The organism is Actinoplanes subtropicus, from assembly GCF_000721705.1.
Taxonomy (GTDB): domain Bacteria; phylum Actinomycetota; class Actinomycetes; order Mycobacteriales; family Micromonosporaceae; genus Actinoplanes; species Actinoplanes subtropicus.
Genome location: NZ_JOJL01000040.1, coordinates 58483 through 70564, shown reverse-complemented (window position 1 = coordinate 70564; position 12082 = coordinate 58483). Strand labels below are relative to the sequence as shown.

At 72.9% G+C, this 12082-nt stretch carries 7 protein-coding genes; 2 read left to right on the top strand and 5 right to left on the bottom strand.

All coding sequences use genetic code 11. The features are described from left to right. Positions 1-97: 97 nt before the first annotated feature. Entirely contained in the window at positions 98-1729 is a 1632-nt protein-coding gene (locus IH26_RS0142955; protein WP_030442061.1) for a methyl-accepting chemotaxis protein, read from the bottom strand. A gap of 125 nt (positions 1730-1854) precedes the next feature. Continuing rightward, positions 1855-4824, bottom strand: a complete 2970-nt coding sequence (locus IH26_RS60515; protein ID WP_030442060.1) for a hypothetical protein — start codon at positions 4822-4824, stop codon at positions 1855-1857. Positions 4825-4946: 122 nt separating this feature from the next. Here IH26_RS60515 and IH26_RS0142945 point away from each other — a divergent pair, with 122 nt between their 5' ends. Next, complete coding sequence (locus tag IH26_RS0142945; RefSeq protein WP_030442059.1) at positions 4947-6536, top strand: methyl-accepting chemotaxis protein; 1590 nt, start codon at positions 4947-4949, stop codon at positions 6534-6536. A gap of 275 nt (positions 6537-6811) precedes the next feature. Here IH26_RS0142945 and IH26_RS0142940 read toward each other — a convergent pair whose 3' ends face one another. Beyond that, complete coding sequence (locus IH26_RS0142940) at positions 6812-7210, bottom strand: hypothetical protein (protein ID WP_030442058.1); 399 nt, start codon at positions 7208-7210, stop codon at positions 6812-6814. Between the two features lie 198 nt (positions 7211-7408). Here IH26_RS0142940 and IH26_RS0142935 point away from each other — a divergent pair, with 198 nt between their 5' ends. Then, a complete protein-coding gene (locus IH26_RS0142935; protein WP_030442057.1) occupies positions 7409-9292 on the top strand; it encodes a propionyl-CoA synthetase in 1884 nt (627 codons plus the stop codon). Positions 9293-9471: 179 nt separating this feature from the next. On the opposite strand, the gene IH26_RS0142930 is transcribed toward IH26_RS0142935, so the two are convergent. Both IH26_RS0142930 and IH26_RS0142925 read right to left on the bottom strand, forming a co-directional pair. After that, positions 9472-10425, bottom strand: coding sequence for a nucleoside hydrolase (locus IH26_RS0142930; RefSeq protein ID WP_030442056.1), 954 nt, complete (start codon positions 10423-10425; stop codon positions 9472-9474). Next, positions 10359-12026, bottom strand: coding sequence for a sulfatase-like hydrolase/transferase (locus tag IH26_RS0142925; RefSeq protein WP_084599604.1), 1668 nt, complete (start codon positions 12024-12026; stop codon positions 10359-10361). The genes IH26_RS0142930 and IH26_RS0142925 overlap by 67 nt, the downstream gene beginning before the upstream one ends. Positions 12027-12082 lie beyond the last annotated feature (56 nt).

The window sequence follows — 12082 nt, the reverse complement described above, 5'->3', positions numbered from 1 at the left end:
GCCAGCCCCCGGCGGACCAGCGACATCCTCGCAGCAGCACTGCACCTCACCCATTTCGAATACAAATACCTACCGCAAAGTCGTTGAGATCAGCTCACTAAATGGTGAAACGGCGGACCACCCGGTCGAGGTCGTCGGCCAGGCGGGCGAGCTCGGCGACGGTGGCGTCGGCCTCGGCGAGGGAGGCGGTGGTGCTGCGGGCCGCGGTCGCCACCCCGCCGATGGTGCCGGCGATGCTGGTGGTGCCGCCGGACGCGTCGCCGACGCTGCGGCTCATCTCGGTGGTGGTGGCGGTCTGCTCCTCGACAGCGCTGGCGATGGTGAGCTGGTAGTCGTTGATCCGGGCGATGATCTCGCCGATCCGGGTGATCGCCTCCACCGCGCTGGAGGTGTCGGCCTGGATCGCCTCGACCCGCCGGGAGATGTCCTCGGTCGCCTTCGCGGTCTCCTGGGCGAGGTCCTTCACCTCGGAGGCGACCACGGCGAAGCCCTTGCCCGACTCGCCCGCCCGGGCGGCCTCGATGGTGGCGTTCAGGGCGAGGAGGTTGGTCTGCTCGGCGATCGCGGTGATCGCCTTGACCACGTTGCCGATCTCGGCCGAGCTGTCGCCCAGCTGGGAGACCGTCTGGTTGGTGGACGCGGCGACCTCGACCGCCTCGGCGGCGACCTGGGCGGCGTCGTTGGCGTTGCGGGAGATCTCCCTGATCGAGGAGCCCATCTGCTCGGAGCCGGCCGCGACCGTGCTGACGTTCGCGGAGACGGTGTCCGCGGCCGAGGCGACCTCGTTCGCCTGGCTGGCGGCCTCCTCGGCGCTGCGGCCGATCCGGGAGGTGATGTCGGTGAGCGAGCGGGCGCTCTGGCCGAGGGTGCGGGACCCGGCGGTCAGCGCCTCCACCGTCTCGCGCAGGCCGGCCCGGGCCCGGTTGACGGCCGCGGCCATCACGCCGATCTCGTCGCGGGCACGGACCTCGGCGGCCCGGGTGAGATCGCCGGCGGCGACCGCGTCCAAGGCGTCGCCGACCGTACGCAATTGGCTCTTGATGCTCTTGGACAGCGGCAGCACCAGACCCAGCCCCAGCAGGATGCCCAGGACCAGCGCGGTGTACATGATCGTGCGGGCGTCCCGGTACTGGGTGCGGGCGTCGTCGGCGAGGCGGGCGGACTCGGAGCGCTCGACCGACTGCAGGTTCGCCAGCGAGCCGGTCATCTCCGCCTCGTACTTCTGGAAGGTCGGCACGATCTGCGCCGGGGCCGGCATGGTGAAACCGGCCGGCGGCGCCTGCCCGAAGGTGAAGACGTCGCGCAGCACCCGGAAGTTCCTGGCGGCCTGGTCGAACCTGTCGACGGCGGCGAGCCGGGCCGTCGACCCGGCGGCGGTCCGCCGGTACGAGGCGACCGCGGCGTCCACGGCGGCATCGGCGCCCTGCTTGGCGGTGACCGCCTCCGGGTACTTCAGCGCCTGGAGCATCATGGCCCGCCAGTTCAGCGCCACGCCGTCGCTGACCTTGCCGAGGTAGAGGGCGCTCTCCACGTGGGTCGCCCGCATCTCGTCGAGCGAGTTGCTCAGCTTGGTCATCCGGGTGACCCCGAGCACGGCGATGACCAGCGCCACCACGCCCATGGTCAGCACGGAGGCCAGGAGCTTGGTGCTGACCCGCCGGTCCGTGAACCAGCCGACCAGCCGGCTACGGGGGACGGTGACCTCGAGGGCGCTGATCCGGTCCGGCATGGGAGGCCTCTTCCCCGAGCTTCGCAGTGCGATGTTCCGTTCGTCTCTTCGGCTCGGATGAACGATGTCTGAGGCCTCGGTACGCCTGGCCGGTCAGCCGGGCGCGGGAAAGCCGATCGCGTGGCTCATCCGATCGCGCGGGCCAGGCGCGCCGCCTCGGCACGCAGGCCCGGGTCGGTGGCATGGCCGGCGGTCGCGGCCACCTCGGGCAGGTCGGCCCGCACCCCGGTTGCTCCGGCCGCCTCGGCCGCCACAGCCACCAGCGCCGATGCCCCGGCCGGCGGCGGATCGAGCCGCAACATCGCCGGTACGACGTCATAGGCGATCGCCCACACCAGATGCCATGCTCCGGTTCGCCCCAACGCCGCCAGGACCTCGGCGACCGCCGCGGCCGGTCCCGCACCCGTGGCCTCCTCGGTGAGCGTCCGGGCCGGGACGGTTGGTGCCGTGTCCGGGCTGGTCCCGGCGACGACCGGTACCCGCAGTTCGCGGGCGAGCAGCGCGGCGTCCAGCCCGCCGTGGCCCGCCAGGTGCAGCAGCGCCTCGATGGCCGTCTCCCGCTCGGCGATCCGCGCCGACACCAGCCCGCGCGCGAGCGCGACGGCCATCGCCGGACCGAACGGACCGTCCGCTCGAGCGAGCTCCACCAGGATCTGCCCGGCGTCGTCGCGTCCACCGAGGTGCGGCAGGCAGTGCGCGGCCACGACGTCCCGATGGCTCGGCAACACCATCGGCCAGCACCGCAGGTCCGGCTCGGGACCGTTCGGCGCCGCGTCGCCGGGCTGCTCGGGAGCGCGGACCTCCAGGGGCTCGGTGAGCAGCCGGCGGAGCACCTCCGCGGGGCCGCCCACGGCGCCTGACGGGTACGCAGCGCCGGTCGTGGCAGTGGTCGGGGCTGTGGTTGTGGCGGTGCCGGTCGTGGCGGTGCCGGGCGTTGCTGTGGGGGTGCCGTTGTCCGGGGCGACGATTGGTGGGTCGATGCGGATGAACGTCACCGTTCGGCGGCCGGGCTCGTCGGGGGCGCTGCTCACCGTGGTCACCGGGTCGGCGAGGCCGCCGGCCTTCAGCCAGGCCGCGTAGCGCCGGCCCGCCGGGGAGGCCAGGCGGGCCACGGCCTCGGCGGTGCCCGCGTCCACGTGCCTGGGCAGGCGGAGCAGCGCCTGCGTCAGGTCGCACGGGCCGGGCTGCCAGCCGTCGCGCTCGGACTCGAGCAGGCGGAGCAGCACCCGGGCCGGGCTGACGTGGCCGTCGACCGTGGCCGGGGTGGCCAGCAGCGCGGGCGGGGCGCCGGTGGCCAGTTGGGTGGCCAGCTCACGGATGCGGGCCAGCACCATCGCCTGCGGAGCGGGGACGGTGGGGCGTCGCCGCGGCCTGCCGATCGGGGCGGGCTGGGGCGGGCCGGGCTCGGGCGGGCGGCCGGTGCCGGTGAGGTCGGCTATTCCGTTGTCTCGTCGGGGGTCGGGGTTTGTCTCCCACGTACGACGGTACTGGTGCGGCCGCGTGGGCGCGTCCGACCCAGGTCTGATTTCCAGGGTGCCTTGGGTAAACCCACGGATGAGGTCGTCGAGCGGTGAGTCGGTGCCGTCCAGGAGCGGGCGGAGGGCGTCGGCGGCGGCCGGGCGGTCGGTGACGGCGAAGGTGACCAGGCCGGCCAGGAGGCGTTCCAAGGAGACCGGTTGCCAGGGGTCGGCTCGTAGCGCCGCCATCTCCGCGGCCAGTTCGGCCACCGAGGCGATCGGTGGGGGCATCGGATCGGCCGCGGGGCGCGCCGGGGCGGGCGGGAACACCCGGATGCGCGAGGGTGGGGGTGCGGGGGCCGCAGGTGGTGGAGCCTGCGGAGTGGGGCTCACGGCTTCGGCGTCTCGGGGAGCGATCGACTCGGTGGTCTGTGGGTCCGGGCCGGAGGGTGGCGGCGATTCGGGAGTGACCGCTGCGGGCTGTCGGGAGGGTGCGGGCGGGGGTTTCGGCCGTCGGGAGGGCGAAGGCGCGGTGGGCGGGGCGGTCGGGGACTTGGGCCTTCGCGAGGACGCGGGCGGCCGAGTGGGCACGCGCGACCGGGTGGGCGTGGGCGAACCGGCGGGCGCGGGCGAACCGGCGGGCGCGGGCGAACCGGCGGCCGCGGGCGAAGCGGCCGGCGCGGGCGAACCGGCGGGCGCGGGCGAAGCGGCGGGCGCGGGCGGCCCAGCGGCTGCGGCGGCCGCGGGCGGGACGGGCGGCAAAGGCGGGGGAGCGGCCGCTCCCTTCCTCACCTCCAGGGCCGCCACCGCCTGCTTGGCCAGTGCCCTCACCGCCGCGTGGGGGCTGGTCACCAGGCGGTGGTACTCCGCTCGGTGCTTCGCCTGCTCCGCCGCCGCCGGGGCCAGCATCTGGTGCAGGGCCACCACCGCCGTGAACGAGCCGGCACGGGACGGCGACGCCATCCGGCGCAGTGCCAGGCGGAGCAGCGCGGCCCGGGTCAGGCGCCCGTCCGACGCGAGGCTGAGCAGCGCGGCCGGCCAGTGCTGGTCGATGCTGACGCCCGGGGGCGGGAAGAAGACGCGGGGCAGCATGCGCTCCAGCCACGGATCGTCGGCCAGTCGCGCGGCCAGCGCGGGGCCGGCCGTGGCGCGCGAGCGGATCCAGCGCCGGGCCACCGCGTCGGTGCCCGGTGGCGGGATCTCGGCGGCCAGCAGCAGCGCCTCGGCCACCGCCCATTCCCCGGGCCAGGCCGCACGCGGCTGCAACTGGCGGGCCAGGGCCCCGGCCACCGTCGTCAGGCGGGGGCGGCCGGGCGCGGACATCACCCGTACGAGCGCAAGCAGGGTTTGCTCGGTCGGGCGCTGGTGGAAGCGACGGGAGCGCAACCAGGCGACCAGCCGGTCGGTGCCGGTGAGGCAGCCGGCGCCGGCGACCAGCAGGGCCGGCTCGGCTTCCGCGTGGGCGGGCAGCCGGGCGGCGAGCGCGCGGCGGGCCGGTTCCTCCAGGGCGAGCAGGACGTCGGCCATGTCCTCGGCGGTGCCGTGGTCGAGGAGTGCGCGGAATTCCGGCTCGCTCGGGCGGCGATCGAGGAGCAGAGGCGGGCCGCCCGCGTGGCGGGAGGGGAGAACCGCGGCCATGATCGCGACCGTAGCATCAGTGCCGGGAGCCGGCCGGACATTACGGGATCAGCCGTGTTCCTCATCCCCAGGCACCCCGGTGCCGATCTTTCCGGTACGAGGGTGTGACGGGAGGAACGGGCATGGGGCTCGCTGGAGCGTTCGACAATCGCTCGCTAGGCACGAAGATCGGTACTGCCGTCCTGACCGCGACGATCAGCGGTCTCATCGTCGGCGGCGTCGCCATCATGACGCTCCGGTCGCAGAACGCGGACGCCGCCGCGGCGCAGCGCAAGACCATCACGGTCGAGGCCGCGGCGGGCGCGTTCGCCAAGAACGTGGAGGCCTACGGCGGCGGGGTGTCGGCGCTCAAGCTGTATCCGGCCATCGCCGACGCGCTCAAGCAGATGCTCGCGGCCGATCAGGCCGCGATCGAGGGCGCCCTGAGCAGCCTCGGGCAGAGCCTGGCCGGCGACCAGGCGGGCACCGCCGCGGTGGAGAGGGCGAAGTCCGACTGGCAGGCGTACCTGGCCTTCAACAACCAGGCCGCGCAGGACACCTCGCATCTCACCAAGGCCGACTTCGACAAGATCGTCCAGCAGTACAACCAGATCTACGGCGCGCTCGTGGCCGACGAGTCGACGCTGCAGAACCGGGCGCAGGCGCTGTCCGACGAGAGCATCGCCGCCGCCAAGAAGGCCGGCCGCACCGCGACCTGGACGGTGTCCGCGCTGCTGGCCGCGGGCGTGCTGCTCAGCCTGCTGATCGGGTTCCGGGTGGCGAGCCGGGTGCGGAGCGCCGTGCAGAACGTCGCCCACGTGGCCGAGGGGCTCGCCGAGGGCGACCTCACCCGTACGTCGGGGGTGGCCTCCGAGGACGAGGTCGGCCGGATGGCGAACTCGCTCGACCGGGGGCTCAGCCGGCTCCGGGAGGACCTGGTGCAGCTGGCCGGCAACGCGGGCACGCTGAACTCGGCCGCCAGCCAGCTGACCGCCGTCTCCGGCCAGGTCGACGCGGCCGCGTCCGAGGCGTCGTCGCAGGCCGGCACGGTGGCCGCCGCGGCCGACGTGGTCTCCAACAACCTGCAGGTGGTCAGCGCCGGCTCGGAGGAGATGGGCTCGGCGATCCGGGACATCAGCGTCTCCACGACCGAGGCGTCCGAGGTGGCCGTGCAGGCCGTCGAGGTGGCCGCGCAGACCAACGCGATCGTGGCCCGGCTCGGCGAGTCGTCCAGCGAGATCGCCACCGTGGTCAAGACGATCACCGCGATCGCCGAGCAGACCAACCTCCTCGCGCTGAACGCGACGATCGAGGCGGCTCGCGCGGGCGAGTCGGGCAAGGGCTTCGCGGTCGTCGCGGGCGAGGTCAAGGACCTGGCCCAGGAGACGGCGAAGGCGACCGAGGACATCTCCCGCCGGGTGCAGGCGATCCAGGCCGACACCGACGGCGCGGTCACCGCGATCGGCGAGATCTCCACGATCATCGAGCGGATCAACGGCATCCAGCTGGCGATCGCCTCGGCGGTGGAGGAGCAGACGGCGACCACCCAGGAGATGAACCGCACGCTCTCCGAGGCGGCGGCCGGCGCCGGCAACATCGCCCAGACGATCGGCACGGTCTCCGACGCGACCCGGCGCACCTCCGGCGCCGTCGGCGACACCCGCGCCGCGGCCGACGAACTAGCCGTCACCGCGCACCAATTGCAGAGCCTGGTCGCCCGCTTCCGGTACTGACCAAACCCAGGCCGTTTCCTTCCGCCGGGCGTTTCCCTTGCGCACCTTTACCGTACGAGCCCCATTCGAGTCCCCGGCGTGCCAGGGCCGCGAGCTGCAACACCGGCTCCGGCCCCGGCCGCCGGGCGGGCCCGGCCCAAGACCAGGACCACACGCCCGGGGTTTGCCATGCAGGACAGCCCGGCGGCCGCGCGCGGAGGGTGACCGACGACGGCGCGTGGCCGGCTCACCGGGGACCGGTGTCCACGCGTACGGCCAAGGCTTTTGAAGGGGGTTCACCTCTCGAAGGCGTGGGCCATGGTCGCCTGTTCTTCGAGGACCTCGCCGATGCGGGCCTGGACCGCGTCCATCTGGCCGATCGTGTCGCTGGTGGTGCGGATGCCGGCCGCCACCGACTCGGCGGTGGCCCGCAGCGCGGCGATCTGCTCGGAGACCCGCTCGGTCGCCTCGGCGGTCTCCTCGGTGTGCCCGAGCGCGTCGACGACGGTGGTGACCGCGAGCCGGTCGTCGGCGAGCTGCCGGGTGACGAACGCGGCGAGCGCGCCCTGCCGGGCCTGCTCGGCGACCCGCATGATCGCGCCCCACTTGCTGGTCAGCGCGCCGTCGACGGCCAGTTCGTGCCGGCCGTAGAGCTCGAGGACGGCGGTGACCGCGCCGCCCCGGGCGATCGTCATGGCGATCCCGGCCTTCGCGCCGGCCCGGATCGCGGCGGCGCGGGGCGCTCGTCGGACCGGCTGGCGAACAGACCCATGAAATCAGGCTACGGAGTGAAAAGCCGGTTTTTTCGGTAATCTCTGGATGCGCGGCGCGCGGGGGAGGCTTTTCCGTGCAAGCACCTGGACGGCGGGACTCGCAGGGTGCTGACTGATCACATGGGCGAATACCGGCAGGCGTACGAGCGGAGCATGGCCGACCCCGAGGGCTTCTGGCGGGACGCCGCCGAGCTGATCGACTGGGTCACGCCGCCCGGCCGGATCCTCGACGACGACCGGCCGCCGTTCTACCGCTGGTTCCCCGGCGCGCGGCTGAACACCTGCCACAACGCGCTGGACCGGCACGTCGAGGCGGGCTTCGGCGCCCGGGTGGCGCTGGTGCACGACAGCCCGGTGACCGGTGTGCTCGCCTCGTACACGTACGAGGGCCTGCGCGACGAGGTCGCGGTCTTCGCCGGCGCGCTCCGGCGGCTCGGGGTCGGCCGGGGCGACCGGGTGGTGATCTACATGGCGATGATCCCGGAGACGGTCGTGGCGATGCTCGCCTGCGCCCGGCTCGGCGCGGTGCACTCGGTCGTGTTCGGCGGCTTCGGCGCCAAGGAGCTGGCGGCGCGCATCGACGACGCCCGGCCGACGGTGGTGGTGGCCGCCTCCTGCGGGGTGGAGGCCGGGCGGGTGGTGCCCTACCTGCCGATGCTCGAGGCCGCGCTGTCGCTGGCGTCGCACGAGCCCGCCGAGGTCGTCGTCTTCCAGCGCCCGCAACACCCCGGCTCGCTGCGGCCCGGGCGGGACGTGAGCTGGGCCGAGGCGGTGGACGGCGCCTCACCGGCCGAGTGTGTGCCGGTGGCGGCGACCGATCCGCTCTACATCCTGTACACCAGCGGCACCACCGGGAAGCCGAAGGGCGTGGTGCGCGACAACGGCGGGCACGCGGTCGCCCTGCGCTGGTCGATGCGGGCGATCTTCGACACCGGGCCGGGCGACGTCTTCTGGGCGGCCTCCGACGTCGGCTGGGTGGTAGGTCACTCGTACATCGTGTACGCGCCGCTGCTCACCGGAGCGACCACGATCCTCTACGAGGGCAAGCCGGTCGGCACGCCGGACGCGGGCGCGTTCTGGCGGGTCGCTTCGCAGCATCGGGTGCGCACGATGTTCACCGCGCCGACCGCGATCCGGGCGATCAAGAAGGAGGACCCGTCGGGCGCCGCGCTGCGCGGGCGCGACCTGAGCTCGCTGCGACTGCTCTTTCTGGCGGGGGAGAGGCTGGACCCGCAGACGTACGAGTGGGCCGGCGACCTGCTGCGCATCCCGGTGATCGACAACTGGTGGCAGACCGAGACCGGCTGGCCGATCGCGGCGAGCCCCCGCGGCCTGGAGCGGCTGCCGACCCGGCCCGGGACGCCGTCGTTCCCGGTCCCGGGCTACCGCGTGCGGGTCGTGGACCCGGCCGGCGCGGACCTGCCGCCGGGCGAGGACGGGTCGATCCTGCTGGAGTTGCCGCTGCCGCCCGGCTGCCTGCCGACCCTGTGGGGCGACGACGACCGGTACGTGCGGTCGTACCTGTCGGCGTACCCGGGGAACTACCTGACCGGCGACGGCGGCCGGTTCGACGAGGACGGCTACCTGTACGTCATGGGCCGCACCGACGACGTCATCAACGTGGCCGGCCACCGCCTGTCCACCGGCGCGATGGAGGAGGTCCTCGCGGGCCACCCGGCCGTCGCCGAGTGCGCGGTGATCGGCGTGGCGGACCCGCTCAAGGGCCAGCTGCCGCGCGGCTTCGTGGTCCTGAAGAGCGGCGTCGACGCGGACCCGGCCCGTCTCGAGGAGGAGCTGATCGCGCTGGTGCGGGCGCAGATCGGGCCGGTGGCGGCGCTGCGCCGGGTGGACGTGGTGGCGGCCCTGCCGAAGACCCGCTCCGGGAAGATCCTGCGCCGCACCATGCGCGGCATCGCCGACGGCGCCGAGGAGCCACCGCCGTCCACGATCGACGATCCGGCGGTGCTCGACCAGTTGCGCCCCGTCCTGCTGGACCCGAGGTGAGAGCCGGTCCCCGACCTTGGAGGCTTCGCGTCCGCCGTGAACAGGAAATCTCCACCCTCGGTGGGGCCGCCCGCATCGATGATGACTTTCCGTCAGCTCCGAACGGAACGCCTCCTAGATCGGGCGGGGGCAGGCGCGCGGGCGCGCGGGGCGAACTCCGCCGCTGGTCGCCGCCCGGACTACTGACGGGGTTGCAGGATGCGGCGGAGGATGGCGGGGCCGCCGGGCTCGGCCAGGGCGAAGACGACGCGGACGGCCGAGGGAGCGGAAGGGTCCTCGCGCACCGCGCCCCCGGGGTCGACGCGCAGCGGGAGCCGCGGGGCGTCGGATGGGGAGAGGTCGCCGATCGCGATCGCGGCCGCCAGCGGATCGTGCAGGGGAATTTCCCGTACGCCGAGTTCGGGCTCGTACCAGTCGAAGTAGACCGGGACCATGTCGGCGAGTGCCTCGTGCAGCGCGGTGCCGCCGGCCCGGAGCGCGGCCCGGTCGGCCTCGGTCCAGCGGTGGTTCATCGTCACGTCGAGGGGGACCAGGGTGACCGGCCAGTTCGCGGCGAGGACGGCGGCCGCGGCGGCCGGGTCGCCGGCGATGTTGGCCTCGGCGTGCGGCGTGACGTTGCCGGGGCTGCGGACGGCGCCGCCCATCACCGTCACGCTCGCGATCAGATCCGTTATCTCCGGCATCTCGCTCAGGACCTGGCCGAGGTTGGTGCAGGGGCCGGTCGCCAGGATGTGCAGCTCGCCCGGATTGTCCCGGGCGAGGCCTTTGATTAGCTCCGTCGCGGTCCTGGGATCAGGCTCGCCGCCGTCGGGAAGCGTCACGCCGCCGACGCCGTTGTCGCCGTGCACCACCTCGGCGCCGGGGCGGTGGGCTCCTTCGCCGATCGCGACGGGAATGTCCGAAATATCGGATAAATTGAGCAAACCGAGGGTATTGCGGGCGGCCTGGACCGCCGAGGTGTTCCCGTTGCACGTGCCGATGCCGAGGAGCTCCACCTGCGGAGAGGCGAGCAGATACGCGATCGCCAGGGCGTCGTCCACCCCGGTGTCGCAGTCGAGATAGAGCCTCAGGACGCCGCCGCCTTCGTGCCGAACGCCGTGAAGAACCGATCGCGGAACGCGTTCATCGGCCACTCCGGCGAATCTCCCTGGGGCCGCAGCCCCTCCGCCCACTTCCAGTCGGTGATCCGCTCCATGACAGCCTTGTCCTTCGTCACGATCGAGATCGGGACATCGTGGCTCGCGCCGGCGCCCGAGGCGATCGGCGAGGGCTGGTGGTCGCCCAGGAACACCATCACCAGGTTGTCGTCGCCGTACTTGGTGATCCAGTTGACCAGGGAGGTCACCGAGTAGACGATCGATTTCCCATACTCCGGACGGACCTGCTTGGGGTCGGCCCACAGTGCCTTCGGCTTCTTGCCGTCGGCGGCCATCGGCGCGTAGATCGAGCCGTCGCCGATCGAGTCCCAGTCGTCGAGGTAGCTCGGGATCGGCGCCCACGGCGTGTGGCTGGAGACCAGCGGCATCTCGATCATCAGGTTCTTGCGGTTCGGCTTCTGGTACTCGATGGTGTTCAGCTGCTTGAGCGTGTACTGGTCGGGCATCGGCGCCCAGCTGAACTTCGGCCCCCGGTAGCCCAGGTTCCGCGAGTCCCACACCTGGTCGTAGCCGTAGAAGGCGCCCTCCGGCCAGGCGCTGGTCGCCCCGGGCATCACGCTCACCGTACGGTAGTCCTCGTTGTGGAACGCCCGGGTCAGGGTCAGCCGGTTGCTGGAGACCAGGTCGCGGTAGCGCTGCTGGTTGTCGATCCAGAGGCCGGACTCGAGGGTCGAGTGCGCGAGCCAGCTGCCGCCCCCGAAGGTCGGCGAGGTCAGCCAGCCGCTGCGGGACTGGAAGCCGGCCGTGGTCAGCTGGGTGGTCAGCCGGTCGAGGACCGGGTCGACCATCGGGGCCAGCTGCGGGTGCTCGATCGCGCTGCGGCCGTAGCTCTCCACGAAGGTGAAGATGACGTCCTTGCCCTTCAGCGCGGTGAGCATGTCGCTCGGCGGGACCTTCGCGAAGGCGTCCTGCTTGACCTCCTTGGCGAACTCGGACCGGTCCTTCAGGCCGTCCTGCGCCTGGTGCACGCGGTCCCAGGCGTACGTGGCCGTGCTGCGCGCCGCGATCGGGACCGCGCCGATCCCCAGACCGAGCGCGAAGCTCGCCGCCCAGGCCACCGCGATGCCACCGGCGGCGATCAGCGAGCGGCGCTGGTTGCGGCCGATCAGCCCGCCGATCCGCAGCACCGCCCAGGTGGTCAGGCTCAGGATCACCGCGACGAGGGCCAGGATCGCCGCTATCGCGCCGATGGCGGCGCCTTTGCCGTACGAGTCGACCACGAAGTGGTACGCGTCGTCGAAGAGCACCCAGTCCAGCACCGGGTCGAACGGCCGGTTGAGCTCGGCGAAGAAGCCCATGTCCAGGCACTTCTCGATGACCAGCAGGCCGAGCAGGACGCCGATCACGATGCCGGCGACCCGGCGTGGCTTCGGCGGGACGAGCAGGAGCGCGATGAGGAACGCGCCCTCGACCGGGATGCGCAGGAAGCCCAGTGGGGTGAGCCGGTCCAGCACATTCGGGAAGATCAGGGCGGCGAAGACGACGAGACCGGCAAGAACGGTGACCGTGGGGTGGGCTTTGGCCTTGCCGAGGCGGGCTTTTACTTGGGCGAGGTGGAGCTGCACGAAGGGTGACACGGAAACGACAGCGCGACGGTTCAAGTTATCCACAGGGTCAAAAGACTCTTACTCCG